General features: G+C 46.2%; 18 protein-coding genes. 8 read left to right on the top strand and 10 right to left on the bottom strand.

Annotation, left to right across the window (positions count from 1 at the left end; translation table 11 throughout):
- Positions 1 to 64: 64 nt before the first annotated feature.
- The 3 genes from QM454_RS07855 to QM454_RS07845 form a co-directional block, all read right to left on the bottom strand.
- Positions 65 to 703, bottom strand: coding sequence for a YczE/YyaS/YitT family protein (locus tag QM454_RS07855; protein WP_432363908.1), 639 nt, complete (start codon positions 701 to 703; stop codon positions 65 to 67).
- A 93-nt stretch (positions 704 to 796) separates the two neighbouring features.
- Positions 797 to 1,309 (bottom strand): Cys-tRNA(Pro) deacylase, encoded by a 513-nt coding sequence (gene ybaK, locus QM454_RS07850; RefSeq protein ID WP_432363553.1) that lies wholly within the window; start codon positions 1,307 to 1,309, stop codon positions 797 to 799.
- A gap of 37 nt (positions 1,310 to 1,346) precedes the next feature.
- A complete protein-coding gene (locus QM454_RS07845; protein ID WP_432363551.1) occupies positions 1,347 to 3,512 on the bottom strand; it encodes a DNA topoisomerase III in 2,166 nt (721 codons plus the stop codon).
- Positions 3,513 to 3,562: 50 nt separating this feature from the next.
- Between QM454_RS07845 and QM454_RS07840 the strand changes: the two genes are divergently transcribed.
- Positions 3,563 to 3,916: a hypothetical protein gene (locus tag QM454_RS07840; RefSeq protein WP_432363549.1), complete on the top strand. Its 354-nt coding sequence runs from the start codon at positions 3,563 to 3,565 to the stop codon at positions 3,914 to 3,916.
- Here the strand turns inward: QM454_RS07840 and QM454_RS07835 are convergent.
- Complete coding sequence (locus QM454_RS07835) at positions 3,913 to 4,476, bottom strand: NADPH-dependent FMN reductase (RefSeq protein ID WP_432363547.1); 564 nt, start codon at positions 4,474 to 4,476, stop codon at positions 3,913 to 3,915. The genes QM454_RS07840 and QM454_RS07835 overlap by 4 nt on opposite strands.
- Before the next feature lie 76 nt (positions 4,477 to 4,552).
- Entirely contained in the window at positions 4,553 to 6,487 is a 1,935-nt protein-coding gene (locus QM454_RS07830) for a cation:proton antiporter (protein WP_432363545.1), read from the bottom strand.
- Between the two features lie 136 nt (positions 6,488 to 6,623).
- On the opposite strand from QM454_RS07830, the gene QM454_RS07825 reads away from it, so the two are divergent.
- The gene (locus QM454_RS07825; RefSeq protein WP_432363543.1) at positions 6,624 to 7,679 is read left to right on the top strand and encodes a hypothetical protein; all 1,056 of its coding nucleotides are present in this window, start codon (positions 6,624 to 6,626) and stop codon (positions 7,677 to 7,679) included.
- A gap of 24 nt (positions 7,680 to 7,703) precedes the next feature.
- Positions 7,704 to 7,892, top strand: a complete 189-nt coding sequence (locus tag QM454_RS07820; protein ID WP_432363541.1) for an SE1832 family protein — start codon at positions 7,704 to 7,706, stop codon at positions 7,890 to 7,892.
- Between the two features lie 92 nt (positions 7,893 to 7,984).
- On the opposite strand, the gene QM454_RS07815 is transcribed toward QM454_RS07820, so the two are convergent.
- On the bottom strand, positions 7,985 to 8,530 hold the full coding sequence (locus QM454_RS07815; RefSeq protein WP_432363539.1) for an RNA polymerase sigma factor: 546 nt from the start codon (positions 8,528 to 8,530) through the stop codon (positions 7,985 to 7,987).
- Positions 8,531 to 8,690: 160 nt separating this feature from the next.
- Entirely contained in the window at positions 8,691 to 9,920 is a 1,230-nt protein-coding gene (locus tag QM454_RS07810; protein WP_432363537.1) for a hemolysin family protein, read from the bottom strand.
- Positions 9,921 to 10,083: 163 nt separating this feature from the next.
- Here QM454_RS07810 and QM454_RS07805 point away from each other — a divergent pair, with 163 nt between their 5' ends.
- Positions 10,084 to 11,481 (top strand): dipeptidase, encoded by a 1,398-nt coding sequence (locus tag QM454_RS07805; RefSeq protein WP_432363535.1) that lies wholly within the window; start codon positions 10,084 to 10,086, stop codon positions 11,479 to 11,481.
- Positions 11,482 to 11,505: 24 nt separating this feature from the next.
- Positions 11,506 to 11,898, top strand: coding sequence for a hypothetical protein (locus QM454_RS07800; RefSeq protein ID WP_432363533.1), 393 nt, complete (start codon positions 11,506 to 11,508; stop codon positions 11,896 to 11,898).
- A gap of 189 nt (positions 11,899 to 12,087) precedes the next feature.
- Here QM454_RS07800 and QM454_RS07795 read toward each other — a convergent pair whose 3' ends face one another.
- On the bottom strand, positions 12,088 to 12,669 hold the full coding sequence (locus QM454_RS07795; protein WP_432363531.1) for a nitroreductase family protein: 582 nt from the start codon (positions 12,667 to 12,669) through the stop codon (positions 12,088 to 12,090).
- Between the two features lie 180 nt (positions 12,670 to 12,849).
- On the opposite strand from QM454_RS07795, the gene QM454_RS07790 reads away from it, so the two are divergent.
- Positions 12,850 to 13,692: a DegV family protein gene (locus tag QM454_RS07790; protein ID WP_432363529.1), complete on the top strand. Its 843-nt coding sequence runs from the start codon at positions 12,850 to 12,852 to the stop codon at positions 13,690 to 13,692.
- 88 nt (positions 13,693 to 13,780) lie between these two features.
- Here the strand turns inward: QM454_RS07790 and QM454_RS07785 are convergent, their stop codons facing one another.
- Positions 13,781 to 14,266 carry an amidase domain-containing protein gene (locus tag QM454_RS07785; RefSeq protein WP_432363527.1) on the bottom strand — a complete coding sequence of 162 codons (486 nt, stop codon included), beginning with the start codon at positions 14,264 to 14,266 and terminating at the stop codon, positions 13,781 to 13,783.
- A 198-nt stretch (positions 14,267 to 14,464) separates the two neighbouring features.
- On the opposite strand from QM454_RS07785, the gene QM454_RS07780 reads away from it, so the two are divergent.
- Together QM454_RS07780 and QM454_RS07775 are read left to right on the top strand one after the other, a co-directional pair.
- A complete protein-coding gene (locus QM454_RS07780; RefSeq protein ID WP_432363525.1) occupies positions 14,465 to 14,641 on the top strand; it encodes a hypothetical protein in 177 nt (58 codons plus the stop codon).
- A 165-nt stretch (positions 14,642 to 14,806) separates the two neighbouring features.
- Positions 14,807 to 15,745 (top strand): 3-hydroxyacyl-CoA dehydrogenase family protein, encoded by a 939-nt coding sequence (locus QM454_RS07775; protein WP_432363523.1) that lies wholly within the window; start codon positions 14,807 to 14,809, stop codon positions 15,743 to 15,745.
- Positions 15,746 to 15,822: 77 nt separating this feature from the next.
- Here QM454_RS07775 and QM454_RS07770 read toward each other — a convergent pair whose 3' ends face one another.
- Positions 15,823 to 16,605 carry an alpha/beta fold hydrolase gene (locus tag QM454_RS07770; RefSeq protein ID WP_432363906.1) on the bottom strand — a complete coding sequence of 261 codons (783 nt, stop codon included), beginning with the start codon at positions 16,603 to 16,605 and terminating at the stop codon, positions 15,823 to 15,825.
- Positions 16,606 to 16,670: the final 65 nt, after the last annotated feature.

Below are 16,670 nucleotides of genomic sequence, written 5' to 3'. Positions count from 1 at the left end.
GTTGATTTCCGCTTCAGGCGGACGTTTCTCCAAACAATAAAACCTCATCCATTACTGTAATTTTTCACTTAATAAATAAAACCTGTTCATCTTCCTCACCAGCAATTTTCAATAACAGTTTGCGGCATTGGGGTAATGAGTAGTGGACGATTTGGCCGATGAGCAGCGCGATGATAACTGTGCCGATACCGACGGGTCCGCCAAGTAGCCAGCCCGCGACGGCGACGATTACTTCAATCATCGTCCGCACCTTTTTCACGCTAATGCCGAGCTTATCGACGAGGATGAGCATGAGGCTGTCGCGCGGTCCCGCACCGACATTCGGCGCGACGTAAATGCCGACACCGTATGACATGACGATGATGCCTAGCGTGAAGATGATTACTTGTCCCGTCATCGTATTGAATTCCGGCAGCATCCAGTTGAATAAATCAATGAAAACGCCGAGCAACGTCATGTTCAGCCAAGTACCCAGCTTCGGCCATTGCTTCAGCACAGCGGAAGTGACACCGATGATGAGGAAACCGAGGATGATGCTCCATGTACCAATCGTCAATCCAAAGTTTTTCGTCAGTCCGATATGCAGGACGTCCCACGGTCCAACGCCGAGGCGATGCCCTTTAATCGTCATTGTAATTCCGAGCGACAGTATCATGACGCCGACAAGGAAAAATATCCATCTCCATACAAAAAGCTTTCTCATATGCATTCTTCTTTCCATGCTACTCCACCTGTGGATAGCTAGTTCTCTATTTCTACCATTGTAGCATGCGTTATGGGCGCATGATATATGCGATTAGCCTTTGATGATATCATTAAAGGACGCTTCGGCTACACGAGCAAGATCCGCCGGAGACAATTTCATCTGTAATCCCGGCTTTCCCGCGCTAACAATCATCTCTTCCAGCTGTTTAGCGGATGCGTCAATGACTGTTGGATATTTTTTCTTCATCCCAATTGCCGAGCAACCGCCACGGACGTACCCTGTCTCTTTCGTCAAGTCCTTCAACGGGAGCATGTCGAGCTTCTTTACATTCACTGCCTTCGCAGCTTTCTTCAAATCAAGTTCTTCCGCAACTGGGACGATGAAGACAAATAGCTCGCGAGGTCCAGCGATTGTTACAAGAGTTTTGTAAACAGACGCCGCTGCTTGCCCCGTCTTTTCAGCGACCGACACGCCATCCAACTGTCCATCATGGATACCATATTCCATTATCTCGTACGGTACTCGTTCATTTTCCAACAGCCGTACCGCGTTCGTTTTTGCGGATTTCTTCTGCTTCGCCATTTGCCTCCACCATCCAGTCATGAAAGTTTTCTTGAACAGTCTTTATGTTTTGTTACGATTATTTCTCAAACAGTTTTTTAAGTGCATCCGCCATTGCCGTGTTCGCCGGCTCTTCTTGTTTTTTCATGTACTTCTGCACATCGCGTTTATCCGCCTTCTTGCCGCCGGACTTGGCACGACGTTTTTCAAACGCAGACAGCTTTTCACGGTGACCGCATTTGCAGACGAAAATTCTTCCGTCCCCATCTCCGCGCAATTCAAGCTTCTTCTTACAGTTCGGGCATCGCGCATTCGTTAATTGGGAGACGGTGCGACGATGGCCGCATTCCCTATCTTGGCAAACGTGCATCTTCCCGCGTTTGCCATTCACTTCAAGCAACGGCTTTCCGCAATCCGGACACATCTTTCCTGTCACATTATCATGCTTAAACTTTTTATCGTCTGTTTTAATTTCTTTGACAGTCTTCTTCGAGAAGTCTACCATCTCTTTCATAAATGCTTCTTTTTTCATTTTGCCGTTCGCGATTTTCGTTAAGCTTTGCTCCCATTCGGCCGTCAGTGCCGGGGATTTCAAATCTTCCGGAACGAGTTCAAGCAACTGTCTGCCTTTTGACGTCGTGAAGATGTCATTCCCTTTCTTCTCGATGACGAACGAACTAAACAATTTTTCAATAATGTCAGCGCGGGTTGCCACTGTACCGAGGCCACCTGTGTCGCCAAGCGTCTTGATCAAATCTTTTGATTCGCCCGCCATGAACTGTGCAGGGTTTTCCATCGCCGCAAGCAATGTCCCTTCATTGAAACGTGCTGGCGGTTTTGTTTGCCCATCCGTCATGACGATAGCACGGATTTTCACTTCGGCACCTTTCGTGAATGAAGGTAACCTGTCCGTATCTTCCTCATCTTCATCCGTGGAATAAACCGCCTTCCACCCTTCGTCCGTAACTGTTCTTCCTTTCGCCTTGAAGATTTCCCCTTCTACTTCAAGCTCCGCCGTCACTTGCTCATAGCGGAACGGACCGAAGAAGACGGCAAGGAACCGCTTAACGATCAAATCATATAAACGCTGTTCCTTATCAGAAAGGTTTTGGTAAATTGGCGTCTCTTCCGTCGGGATGATCGCATGGTGATCGGACACGCGCTTATCGTCAATGACGCCTTTTTGCGGCTTCACTGAATTCGAGCGCAGCAGCACATTAACCGATTTCCGGTACGGCCCGATGTCGACCGCTTTAATGCGTTCCTTCAACGTCCCCGCCATATCGGACGTCAAATGCTTTGAATCAGTCCGCGGATACGTTACCGCTTTATGCCGCTCGTAAAGATTTTGCAACGTTGATAACGTCTCTTTTGCAGACCACGACCAACGTCGATGTGCTTCCTTCTGCAATTCCGTCAAATCGAATAATTGAGGTGCGGGCTGTTGCTTCGGTGTCGTTTTCACGTCCTTCACTTTTCCGGAATGAACCCCGTCAAGTTTCGCTAACAGTTTTTCAATCGCGTCCTTATTGAACGACTGCGTTTGCCCTGCTTTATCGGACCATGTGAATCTCGCTGTTTCGGTCAACGCCTGCAAGCCGTAATACGATCTCGGCTTGAATTCGCGGATTTGCCGTTCACGCTCCGCAATCATGGCGAGCGTTGGTGTCTGGACGCGTCCCGTCGATAATTGCGCATTGTATTTCACCGTCAATGCGCGCGTTGCATTAATGCCGACGACCCAGTCCGCCTCTGCACGCGCAACTGCCGCTTCAAATAAGTTTTCGTATTGGCGGCCGTCCTTCAAGTTGTTGAACCCGTCTTTGATCGCTTTATCAGTAACGGACGAAATCCATAGCCGTTTCACAGGCTTGCGGTTTTTCGCCATTTCCAATATCCAACGAGCAACGAGTTCTCCTTCCCGCCCTGCGTCTGTCGCGATAATGACTTCATTTACATCAGACCGTCGAAGCTGCGCCTTCACAGCATTGAACTGCTTCGTCGTCTGACGGATTGGTGTCAGTTTGAACGGTTCAGGGATAATTGGTAAGTATTCAAGTTTCCATTCCTTAAATTCATTGCCATAGCCTTCGGGATCGGCGTGTGTCACAAGATGCCCGAGCGCCCATGTGACGATATATTTTTGGCCTTCTAAAAAGCCGTTTCCTTTTTTATTACAGCCGAGCACCCGCGCGATATCTCTCGCAACAGATGGCTTTTCGGCCAACACTACTGATTTGGACATAAGAAAATCCCCTTTCTACTTCCTTTTATTATAAAGGAGAACGCCTTCTGTTGCATGCCAGGCGAAATTGGCTTGCTTTGAGCGCGGGATGGATCGCTTTGAGCGCAAGGCGGCCAGTTTTGAGCGCAGGATGGCTTGCTTTGAGCGTGGGACGGTTGACTTTGAGCGTGGAACAGCCGGCTTTGAGCGCGGCACAGTCAACTTTGAGCGCGAGGTGGCCAGCTTTGAGCGCGGGGTGCCTCACTTTGGACGCGGGGCACCTCACTTTGGACGCGGAGCACCTCGCTTTGGACGCGGGGTGCCTCACTTTGGACGCGGAGCACCTCGCTTTGGACGCGATCCACAAAAAAAGCTGTCACAGAAAGTCAATTTGTGACTTTCTGGACAGCCCCTCATACGTTTAATTTGAATCCAATACATCTTTCGAAAGGTCTTTGCTCATCTCTGAATACTTTGCAAAAACTCTTGCTAATTCGCGCAAACGGTTATGTACATCTTCATCGATGATGCGGTTATCCTGATCGAAATGTCCCGAATGGGTATAGACAAAATTCGGCGTTACGAGACAACGGAAGTAATCTAAAATCGGCTTCAGTTGATTTTCAGGAACGAGATGATGCTGGTATGTACCGCCATTCGCGACGATCGATACCGGTTTGTAGCGCATCGCATGTGGATGCAACATATCGAATGCATTTTTTAGCACGCCTGGAATGGAACCTTGGAAGATTGGCGTCGCAATAATATACGCATCCGCCTCTTCAAACTTCCGTACCATTTCCTGCATGTCCTCGTTATATTGTTCCGACGGACGTCCATCGACGAATTGGTGGTCATAATCCGCCATCTTCATCCGTTCAATTTGGAAATCACCGTTTACTTCTTTCACATACTGTTCGACCGTATCGAGCACGGCGCCCGTTTTGCTGCCGATAATGGTCCCGTCCACAAACAAAACTTTCACTGGTCCATCCTCCTAAAAGCTTTTTCTACAAAGACAATCGTACCATAACGGTTGGTACGATTGCCTTAAAACAAACTTATTTAGAGTCACTGTTCGACTTCGGAGCTTCTCCCGGAATGACCCGCTTGCCTTCAAAGGAATCCTCTGCGAACAGTTCTTCTAATTTCTCATACGGAATTTCTGTGTCGCCTTTCTCCTCTTCTAGCCGCTCCTTCACACGTTCTATCGTTTTCGCAGGCGAAGATAGCGCAACGACCGCATCCCCCACGACCGCCTGCAATTCAACATTTGGCGTGAAAAATTCAATCGAGCCGTCAGCCCGGAGAATATAAAGCAAAATCGACTTATCATCACGCTCACGCAAATATTGTGTATAGCTATATTGTTTCGTAATAAGTGTCTTTCGAATGACGTGCCCGGCATGCATTCGCTCTTCAAGGCTGTAGATTGAGATGGACGGCGAAAACAACGCCTGCCCACCTGTAACCGTAAATGCCTCAGCGTCTTCTCCGACGTGGAAAGCCGTTTGGAATAAATGATTGCGTCCGAGATCCGGCGTAAAATCCGCACAAATATGCGCATTGTACAAATCCATTTTCGTCATCGCCAACATATACCGGTAAGGTGTTAAATCGATATGATATTCGATCTGCTCAGACAAAATATCTCCTACATAACTATTTAACCCACGCCTTCTCGCATCCGCAAGCGCCGCCCACGACTGATCAATTAGCAGAACTTCATTGCCCGTATCCTTGATTGACTGTGCCATCGCAGCTGCAAATCGCGTGCCACCAATAATGGCGACGCCTGATTCATCCGTCGTCGTTAAGTTCAACTTTTTGGCAATAAACCCGATTGAAAATCCATGTAGCACGACCGTCGAAAGGACGAGTGCAAACGTCAGCGCTGTAAGTAATTCCGCATCTTTATAACCGTTTTCGAGCAATATAGTAGCAAAATATCCTGACACAGTGAGCGCTACGATTCCCCGCGGCGCAATCCAGCCAATGAGTAGCTTTTCACGAACGTTCAACTCCGTTCCAATCGTGGAAAGCCAAATCGATAACGGTCGGACGACAAAAAGCATCGCCGCCACATACGTCATAATTGCGGGATTGAAAATTTCTATTAATATTTTCGGATCAAGTGACGCGGTTAGCATGACAAATATGCCCGAAATGAGCAAGACAGAAATGTTCTCCTTGAAATGGCGCACATCGTTCAACGTAGTCAAACGCATATTAGCCATTTTCATTCCCATCGCAGTCACAGCTAACAAACCAGTTTCATGCATAATTTCATCTGCAAAAACAAAGGTGAACAGTACGACGACAAAAAGAATTGGCGCTTTCAGAAACTCTGGAATCGTTCCCTTTTCGAACGCATTCCCGATGAATCGTGCAGCAACCCACCCGAGAAGGACAGCGAACGCGGACGCTGCGAAGAAGAGCAATAGTGCCTTTAACGTCACTTCTGCATTAATGAACTTGATGAATTCAAACGCAAATACAGCGAGCAACGCCCCGAACGGATCGACGACAATTCCTTCCCATTTCAAAATTGCCGCGGGCCGTGGCTTCAACTTCGCTTGCCGCAATAAAGGCAAAATAACGGTAGGACCCGTCACGATAAATAGCCCACCAATAATGAATGCAACTTCCCACGATAGACCCGCCAAATAATGCGCCGCCAACGAGCCGGCAATCCAAGCGATGAATGCCCCAATCGTAACAATTCTTCCGACCGGCTTGCTAAATCCCCTAATTTCCCTGACGTCCAAATTCAAGCTTCCTTCAAATAGGATAATAGCAACAGCAAAAGTAATAATCGGTCCGAACAGTTCCCCCATACTTTCTTGCGGATTAATTAATCCGAATACCGGTCCGACGAGCAACCCCGCAACCGACATGACGACGATTGCAGGCATCCGGTATTTCCATGCAATCCATTGGGAAAGCATGCCGATTAAAATGACGAGCATCAAGTCGAACATTAAAGAATCGAACAACGGAAATACCCCCGTTCCCTTCTGAATAAATGTTAGTTTATCACATTTCCTTTTTCATTCCACGTATTTGCACATAACTCTTTTTTTTCAAACATAGGGTGAAAAGGAGAGTAGTTTATTCACAGGAATAGAAAGGGTGATTCCAATAGAAAACTCAAAAAAGAAAACTGTTGCATTTTACGTTTCGAGATCGGATGGAAAAGGTTCTTATCCTGCAAGGAGAGCATCCGCACTCGCTCAGGACATCGCAAAAGAAGTGAACGTCCTCTTTATCGTCGGCGAAAACTCCCCTTCCCCTCCAGAAGGATTTAAATCAATTACGATCGGTAAAAAGGCCAATCTCATACAGACATTGTCACTCATCCGTCCGGATCTTCTCATCCGCGATTCAGGCACTACGCTATCTGAGGAAGTGGAAAAGATCCGTACAATCGTCCCTTCCCTATTGCATTTCGATGATTTTGGCGATGGCGGAAAACACGCGGACTTCGTCTTCCAAACCCTCATACAGGAAACGATCGAGGAGCCTGCAGAACATGTTATTACTGATCGACAGCTATTCATTGCCGACCCATTAATGCGGTCTTTTGAAAGATCTGGTTTACAAAAACCCCCTCCAGGCCCCCTCCCACATCTCGTTATTTCATTTGGGGAAGAGGATGAAGGGAACTTAACATACCGCGCACTCCGACACGTTTCTCAACTGCAAATTCCATTGAAAGTAACTGTCCTCGTCGGAGAGCGCTATTCCCATGACGTTAGCACGCTCCGAATGATGGCGCTCGGCAGACGCAACACATTAGTCCAGCAGCCACCGTACAATGTACCGGAAATTTACTCGACAGCGGATGTCGTTTTATGCGCTTCAGGCTATATGCCTTACGAAGTTGCCGTCATGGGTATCCCGTGCGTCGTACTCTCTCAAAATGATTTCGAACTGGGACTTGCATTCCCGAAAGAACAGCACGGCTTCGTCCATCTTGGTCTCGGACGAAAAGTGAAACAATCGAATCTATTAAACGCAATTATGGAACCGTTGCTACATGAACCATTACGAAAACGCTCAATCGAACGTCAACTCGCGCTCGGTCTCGGGGACGGGAAGGACAAAGTGATCGAGATGATCCGTTATTTATTGGAACACCCGAAACGCGGAGCGGGCGGAAAAGCGATGTCGGATATGCTACACTAAAGGTAAACGATTGGGGTTTTCGATATGAATAAACGACAGATTGAATCAGCAATCGCGGAATTGAAAATGGACTACATCAACTTGCAAGGCGACGTTGAGAAGCTAGAGTCAACCGGACACGCGGATTCAGTTCATAAAGCGGAGCAACGGCTTGCCGCGATGGAAGAAAAACTAGCCGACTTGAATAAACAGCTTGCAAAGCTTTCCGAATGAATAAAAGAAAAGGCTGTCGACGAACGAAATTACGCTCGTAGACAGCCTTTTTTTGCAATCAAAAATGCCCCTATTCAACTAGAGGCATCTCATTAGGCAGTGACGTATTCACTTACTGTCGTATCTTCAATCATTAATTCCTTCAAATATTTTTTCGCACGGAATAGACGGGACTTCACTGTACCAATCGATACTTTCATTAATTCCGCGATTTCGATTAACGAATATTGATAGACGTAGAAGTATTCAATTGTCGTCCGGTAAATGCCGTCCAATTGGCCAATCTTCTGTTGCACGATAAGCTGAATATCGTTTTGTTCAATCATTTCACCCGGCGTCGGTTGGTCGCTTGGAACCAAATCCAATATCGGAACGTCCAATGTTTCAGGTTGGTGCATAACGTGTTTGCTTCTTCTAACATCTTTCCGGTAACGATCGCGGAATGTGTTCATGCAGATCGTTGTGAGCCATGCTTTCATGCGGTCTACGCTGTCCATCTTCCCGCTATAACGGACAACTTTTACCCATACGTCTTGCATAAGGTCCTCAGCTTCCTCTTTATTGCGTGTTAATTTTAAACATAAGTGATATATGTATCGGCCATATTCGTCATATAGCACTGTCAAGTCGTTTTTCATGCGCTTATTCCTCCGTTTTGTAACTGTTGACTTCATTATCAATGAATCTTTCATTACAAACTATCGCTTTGTCTTTCATTAAACTTACAAAGTTGTAAGCTTCACGCACAAAAACACCCCGCAAGCATATGCAGGGTGGTCGTCATGTTTGTTCAGTTTTCTAATCATGCCGTTTCGTAATTTTCATTTTCACAATTCGGCTGCGATCCATTTCCTCGATTTCGAAGTATAAGTTTTCGTATGTAAAACGTTCCCCTTCATCGGGTACATGTCCGAGCTCTTGCATAACGAAACCACCAATTGTTTCATGATCGGTTGGCAATTCGACGCCAAGCAGGTCGATCGCATCGACAATTTCAAGTCGGCCATGACAAATGAGTAGATCCTCGTTCTGTTCATAGACGAGCACTTCCTCATCGAAGTCAGTTTCATCCTCGATGTCCTGGCCAATCATCTCCTCGATAATATCCTCCTGCGTAACAATCCCAAGCGTTCCGCCATACTCATCGAGCACAATCGCCATATGTTTTTTATTCGCAAGCATTAGTTTAAACACTTTTTCGACGCTCGCAGTTTGGACAACGAATAAAGGATCATTATCCATCAAATCAGCAAGCTTCTTTTCAGGATGCATCGACCACTCAATCAACGACTTCGAATAGAAAACGCCGACGATCCGGTCGATGCTTTCCTCGTAAATCGGATAGCGCGTATAAAAGTATTCGAGAATCGTATCGCGCACTTCTTCGTATGTCGATTCAATTGGCAGTCCGATAACATCAGTACGATGCGTTTCCATAACATCGGAGACGTCTTTATCCGGAAAATCGAGCACACCTTTTAACCGGAGCGATTCCTCCTGTTCAAATGTCCCTTCCGTCGATGCGATGTCTACCATCGAACGGAGCTCTTCCTTCGTCAACGTCGCTTCCGTCACAGCCCCTTTCGAAATAATTCGAATGAAGATGTTTGTGAATAAAGAGAGTAGAATCGTCAACGGTGTTAATAGGATGACGAGTATCGAAATCGTAGGCGCGACGACATAGGCGAGCCGATCGGCAAATGTTGCTGCAATCGTCTTCGGTAATACTTCCCCAAATACGATGAGGACAACCGTCAAAATTCCTGTCATAACCCCGACTTTCAAACCTCTATCAATCGCAATCATCGTAACAATTGTAGGCATCATAATATTCGCAATATTATTTCCAATAAGAATGGCCGTAATCATCCGGTCCGGCTTCGCAATGAGATTTCTCAGCTTTATCGACTTCGAATCGCCTTGCTCGGCACGCAGCTGGACTTTCATGCGGTTAACCGCGGTAAGTGCCGTCTCACTCCCCGATAGGAAGAACGACATAAGTAAAAAGAACCCTAGTGCGATAAACAACAATGATTCCTCCCAGAGTTTCTGTACTTCAACAGCTCGTCTCGTAGTAACTTTTACATATCATAACACAATCACAGCAAATTCGTCCCTCTAAATAACTTGAATTCCATCGACATGATATACTATTTTTATTCACTTACTAAATTGAAAAGAGGGGTTCATTTTGGGTCATTTAGAAAAACTCGATGCGTACTTCACATCTAAACGGGAAGAACATTTGGAGCAATTGAAAGATTTTCTCCGTATTCCGAGCATTAGCGCATTGTCCGAGCATAAATCGGACATGCAAAAAGCGGCTGAATGGTTGAAGGATTCATTCCGCCAGGCGGGACTTGAAAACCTATCAATCGACGAAACAGAAGGACATCCGGTCGTCTATGGTGACTGGCTTCACGCGGAAGGAAAGCCGACGATTCTGTTTTACGGCCATTACGACGTCCAGCCTGTAGACCCGTTAAACCTTTGGGAAAGCGGCCCGTTCGATCCGGATGTGCGGGATAATAAATTGTATGCACGCGGAGCGAGCGATGACAAAGGCCAAGTGTTCATGCATATTAAAGCGGTCGAAGCACTTATGAATGAAAACGGAAGCTTGCCAGTGAACGTTAAATTCATTATTGAAGGTGAAGAAGAAGTTGGCAGCCCGAATCTTGAGAAATATATCGAAGAGAATAAAGAAAAATTGGCCGCCGATGTTATCGTCATTTCCGACACAGGAATGTACGGTCCTGGTAAGCCAGCGATTTGTTACGGATTACGAGGGCTTGCCGGTATCCAAATTGACGTCAAAGGCGCAAAAGGCGATTTGCATTCAGGCATTTACGGCGGCGGTGTGCAAAATCCGATCCATGCGATTTCAGAAATTCTTGCATCGTTCCATGATAAGGAAGGGACAATTGCGGTCGAAGGTTTCTACAGTGACGTGCGTCCATTAGCGGATGAAGAGCGCGCAGCTTATGAAGCGCTTAACTTTGATGAGGAAGCGCTGAAGCAGGAAATTGGCGTTGGGGAGTTATTCGGCGAAAAGGGCTATTCGTATTTAGAGCGAACGTGGACACGCCCGACTCTCGAAGTGAACGGCGTCTTCGGAGGCTTCTCAGGAGAAGGAATTAAAACTGTATTGCCATCCGAAGCAGGTGCGAAAATTACTTGCCGTCTCGTCCCGGACCAAGATCCAGAAGACATCGTGAAAAAATTGAAAGCGCATATCGAAAAGCATAAGCCTGCTGGCGTTACGGTGACGGTGAGCGAGTTCGATAAAGGAAAGCCTTTCATCACGCCATTCGATCATCCAGCTATCCAAGCGGCAGGAAAATCGTACGAAAACGTATATAATGTGCCGACCGCTTTCACGCGTATGGGTGGTTCGATTCCGATTGTGGCAGCGTTCGATGAAATTTTGAATTTGCCAGTCGTCCTTATGGGCTTCGGTCTGTCGAGCGAAAACTTCCACGCTCCTAACGAACATTTCCATTTGGAGAACTTCGACAAAGGCTTGCGCGTTATCGGCGATTATTATTACGAACTTGCACAGTTTTCGAAGGATGAATTGAAGAAATAAGTTATGAGCGCGTGGGGGTGCGCTTTGGGCGCGGAGCGGCTCGCTTTGAGCGCGGGGTGGCTTGCTTTGAGCGCGGGGCAACCCGCTTTGAGCGCGGGGCGACCGGCTTTGAGCGCGGAGCGACCGGCTTTGAGCGCGGAGCGGCTTGCTTTGAGCGCGGGGCGACTCGCTTTGAGCGCGGGGCGACTCGCTTTGAGCGCGGGGCGAATCGCTTTGGACGCGGAACGCTTCACTTTGGACGCGGAACGCTTCACTTTGGACGCGGAACGCTTCACTTTGGACGCGAGACGCTTCACTTTGAGCGCGGACCGACCGGCTTTGAGCGCGGACCGACCCGCTTTGAGCGCGGACCGACCGGCTTTGAGCGCGGACCGACCCGCTTTGAGCGCGGAGCGGCCGGCTTTGAGCGCGGAGTGACCAACTTTGAGCGCAGGACCGCCGACTTTGGGCGCGGACCGACCGGCTTTGAGCGGGGAGTGACCAACTTTGAGCGCGGGACCGCCTACTTTGAGCGCGGAGTGACCGACTTTGAGCGCGGGGTTTCTTTATTACAAAAAAGAGCTGTCTCGGAGAGTCATTTTTGACTTTCCGGACAGCTCTTTTTCCTTATTCTTCTCCCATTCCATAAACCGTGACAATGTCTTCAAGTGGCGTACGTTTGCGCCCTTTCGGAATGTCATCATAGTAGCCAAATTGCAACATGCTGATGATTCGCTCGCCCGTTTTCACGCCGAGCTCTTCACGGAATTTCGGATGATCGATGAATGGAGGAGTTTTCCAGCACGTACCAATCCCCTTGTCCCATGCGAGAAGCATTGCATTTTGGATTAATGCGCTAGCCGCTGCAAAGTCTTCAAGCCGTTCCTTCTGACGGACGTCCTCTTGAACGACAACAAAAACGACAGCGCCAGGAGCGCGGAAATTCCTCATTTTCTTTTCCAGTTCCTCTTCTGACAACTCTTTCCACTTAGGTACGCCATATTCTTTTAAGACGTCCTGAAATTTCACATACTCCTCGTCCGCCGCGACGATGAAGCGCCACGGATTACGCAAACCATGGTTCGGTGCCCATCTAGCATCTTCCAAAACGGACAATATATTTTCAAGATCGACCGACTGCCCGTTAAAGTTTTTAACCGAGCGACGGCTAATAATCGCTTCTCTTACCGAAAGTCCTTGTTCATTCATAACTATGACTCCCCTTTATAACATACTGACCACTATTATACATTAAATACTAGAGTCTGTGGAACAACCTGGTGTTTTCAACAACCACTCCCAAACTTCCAACTGATTTATATTTCATGAAATTACTTTCTGTAGTATAGTAATAAAAAAGGTGAAAGTTTAGAAAAGGATGACTGCCCAATGACAAAGAAGCCAATAGCATGGATAACTGACAGCACTGCTTTTATTTCAGATGAATTAAAAAACAACCCCGATTTCTTCTCAATACCGCTAAATATACATTTCGGGGAAAAGCAATTTGTTGATGGTGTCGACTTGACGCCTGCTCAGTTGTACGAAAATATTAAAAACGCGACGGAGTTTCCAAAAACGTCTCAGCCGTCAGCCGGGGAGTTCGCCGAGCAGTTCAAACGGATTGCAGAGGACTATGAGCAAGCAATTGCCATCCATGTATCCGGTGAACTGAGCGGAACTCTCTCCTCCTCGATGGCGGGTGCGGAAATTGCAGGCTTCCCGATTACGTTTATCGACTCTCGCTCCCTTTCGTACGGAATTACCGGATTAATTGAAAAAGGGATTGAATTGCACGATGAAGGAGCATCCATTCCGGAAATAAAAGAACAGCTTGAAAAAATGGCGAGGACGTTGAAGAACTATATTTTAATTGGCCAATTGGATCAGCTGTACAAAGGCGGTCGGATGAGCGGCGTTCAATTCTTTCTCGGTAGCTTATTGAAAGTGAAGCCAATTATTCAAATTTCGAGCGACGGGAAATTAGAAGCAATCGAAAAAGTCCGTTCTGAAAAGAAAGCCCTTCAATATTTAGTCGATAAAGTTGTGGAAGGCCATTCGATAGGAAAAGGTAACATCTATATCATGCAAGGCAATGTACCAGAACAAGCGGAGGAATTAAAATCGATGATCCTCGCTCAAGTGCCTGGCCTTACTGTGGCTATTGGTGATATTAGTTCCACCCTCGCCGTTCACGCGGGCGAAGGAACACTTGCGGTATTGTGGTATTAACCTTATGACACTTGCAGTTTCCATCGAAATCTAATTGAACAATAGCACAAAAAGACGGACCGCCTCATTGGCTCCGTCTTTTCTCGTTTCAAGTGAAATGATCATTAATTTTAAAGAACACATACTTCGCATTTTCCCGCCATGCATAGGAATCTTTATAATCCCACGTTCGGTGGTACGCGTCGTACGTATGCGCATTGACGAGCGGCATCGCGCCGTCCTTCGCTGTAACGATTGTCGTATGGTCGAACCGTCCGTCCCCTTGGAAGTCATAGCATATGACGTCACCGAGATCGAGCTCCTCAGGCGACCCGACTTGTCGAGCCGTCAATCCCCTCTTGGAACCTGCCAAATACCAACGCATCGAATGTGCAACCGACCAACTGAAACTCCACGTCCCCCCTTGCAGCCACCAGCCCCGTTCCCTATTCGGATAGCCGTACATCGGTGCCCCGCCAGCGCGCAAACATTGCGAAATAAAACTTGTACAGTCGACATCGAATGAAGGATATGCAGGATTCCTGCCATTCCACCATTGATCCGCATACCGGACTGCTGCTTGCCGGTTATACAATTTGTATGAACACCCCCGTATTTCCATCGTATGAAAATGCGTAAGCCGCCATGCGCGAACGAGTAGCCATTATCATTTCAACGTCCGTACTGTCTAACACATAACACTTTCAATATGCATAGTGAGCGTAATGTTGGGGATTATAAAGTCATCCATGCTCCTTTAGGTTTGGAAATTCATATTGGAGGTGCTATAAAAATGACTCAAGATAAGAACACGAAAACACGTAATAGCGAGAAAAAGACAGATCCCAATACTTGGACAGCCTATGGAGACCCTGTAAAAACATCTAAACCTACTATTAATAATCAATTTAAGAAAGGAACTTCCGCAATTGCTGAAAGCACTCAGGAGGGGAAACCCCGTAAAGAATAAGAATATGTTGAAGTCACACTACTTTGGTGTGGCTTTTTACTTTATAGCTAATTTCGCATTGTTCTTAGCTAGCGACAAACATAGTAGTCATCAAGGGTAGCTATACCGCTCCATAATTGAGATAATAGTTAGAATAAATCTAATTATTTCTAGGGGGCTATGAGAATGACAGAGAAAGTTACCGTTTTAGGTGCAGGTACGATGGGGCACGGAATTGCCCAGTTGTATGCACAAGCTGGTTATGATGTGTATATGTATGATATTAAATCCGAGTTTTTAGAGAAGGCAATGACTAGAATCACAGATAACTTGGACATGTTAATTCAAGAAAACTCCATTGCAGCATCCGAGAAAGAGAGTATCTTAAAAAGAATTTCTACCACTACTGATTTAAAAGAAGCGGTTAGCGGAACACGATTTGTCACTGAAGCAGTTTCAGAAAATCTACCTATAAAATTTGATCTATTCAAGCAGTTAGAGGAAGTCATAGATGACGATACGATTATCGCATCCAATACTTCTACGTTTTCTATACAGCAACTATCCGAGGGTGTAGAAAAGAAAGACCGACTACTCATTACGCACTTTTTCAATCCTGCACATTTGGTTCCACTTGTGGAAGTTGTAAAAGGACCAGAAACTTCTCAAACGATTGTAGATCGGACAGTAGAAGTATTAAGAAACATCGGTAAGGAGCCCGTTGTTTTGAAAAAAGATATCCCAGGTCTCATTGCCAATCGTCTACAAGCAGCATTAGTACGAGAAGCATTCTATTTATTGGATAATGGTATTGCTGATGCTGAAGATATCGACTTGGCGATTACTGCAGGTCCTGGATTCAGGTGGGCGTTCATCGGACCATTAGAAACAGCTGATTTTGGCGGTCTTGATATATGGAAGAGTGTCGTTGAAAACTTAGCACCTGTTCTCTCCAACGAGGAAAAAATCCCTTCATTTGTTGAGGATAAAATTCAAAGTGGAAATCTTGGTACAAAAACGGGTAATGGCATATTCACGTATTCTGGGGACGAAGAAGTTCGAAGAAGAATACTCGAGCGTGATGAAAACTTTGTTAGGTTGTCTTCTATTAAAAATAATAAATAGATGAAATGAAGAGAATCATTTATCTCAAGACAAAAATAATGGAGGGACAAGTATGTAAGCTACTTGCCCTCCCTTTTCTAACTAACGAATTGTGTCAAAATCCGGTTAAACTTATCGCGCTCTTCCCAAAAAGCGCCATGGCCACTATAGTTAAACGGGACTAGCCTCGAGTTTGGGATTAATTGATTTAGTTCCTTAGCTTGTGAAAATGGAATGACTTTGTCATGAATACCGTGAATAATTAACGTCGGGTCAACTATTTTTGGAAGGTCTTCATACAAATTTACTTCTCTTAATAGTTTTATGATCGCAGCGGTTGACCATCCTGCTGCCTGCATTCCCATTTGAAAGAACCAATCCGAGAATTGGCGAGTTATATACTGAAAGAAAAAGCCGTCTATTACATCCTGCATCATTTTAGGGCGGTCATTTAACGTTTGCGCAATGTATCGGTCAGCTGTTTCTGCTGTAAAGCCTGTGGGAGCTGCCGCGTCGACGAGGACTAGCTTGGATACTCCGTAACCGCCATATCTAGTCATATATCGAATCGCTATGGATCCACCCGTTGAATGACCGACAAGCGCAAAATTTTTCAGTTGAAGCGCACCAACAACAGCACGGATATCATCAGCTAGTCGATCTAATGTATAGCCGTCGAAAGGTTTATCCGAATTGCCAAATCCTCTCCAGTCTATGCCGATACAGCGATACCCCATTGATGGGAGCACGTCAAACTGATATTCGAACTGTTTATGGCTCAACGGCCAGCCATGTATAAAAATAATTGCCTTTTTACCTTCCGGGTTCAAATCTTCAACATATAGATTGACACCTGTTTCTACGTTAACAAAATATCCGATAATGATTCCTCCGTCGATATAATGACTTCGCCTATAAGATATTCATGTATAGTTCGTTATGTGCC

The sequence above is a fragment of the Sporosarcina sp. UB5 genome (assembly GCF_050859005.1).
In the GTDB taxonomy this organism is placed as follows: domain Bacteria; phylum Bacillota; class Bacilli; order Bacillales_A; family Planococcaceae; genus Sporosarcina.
This window is presented reverse-complemented; position numbering and strand designations above follow the sequence as displayed.

Excerpts from the sequence above, each read along its gene's own strand:
- QM454_RS07775 (WP_432363523.1), top strand. The coding sequence starts at position 14,807 with ATGACAGAGAAAGTTACCGTTTTAGGTGCAGGTACGATGGGGCACGGA.
- QM454_RS07815 (WP_432363539.1), bottom strand. The coding sequence starts at position 8,530 with ATGAAAAACGACTTGACAGTGCTATATGACGAATATGGCCGATACATA.
- ybaK (WP_432363553.1), bottom strand. The coding sequence starts at position 1,309 with ATGACTGGATGGTGGAGGCAAATGGCGAAGCAGAAGAAATCCGCAAAA.
- QM454_RS07790 (WP_432363529.1), top strand. The coding sequence starts at position 12,850 with ATGACAAAGAAGCCAATAGCATGGATAACTGACAGCACTGCTTTTATT.
- QM454_RS07820 (WP_432363541.1), top strand. The coding sequence starts at position 7,704 with ATGAATAAACGACAGATTGAATCAGCAATCGCGGAATTGAAAATGGAC.
- QM454_RS07795 (WP_432363531.1), bottom strand. The coding sequence starts at position 12,669 with ATGAATGAACAAGGACTTTCGGTAAGAGAAGCGATTATTAGCCGTCGC.
- QM454_RS07845 (WP_432363551.1), bottom strand. The coding sequence starts at position 3,512 with ATGTCCAAATCAGTAGTGTTGGCCGAAAAGCCATCTGTTGCGAGAGAT.
- QM454_RS07780 (WP_432363525.1), top strand. The coding sequence starts at position 14,465 with ATGACTCAAGATAAGAACACGAAAACACGTAATAGCGAGAAAAAGACA.
- QM454_RS07855 (WP_432363908.1), bottom strand. The coding sequence starts at position 703 with ATGAGAAAGCTTTTTGTATGGAGATGGATATTTTTCCTTGTCGGCGTC.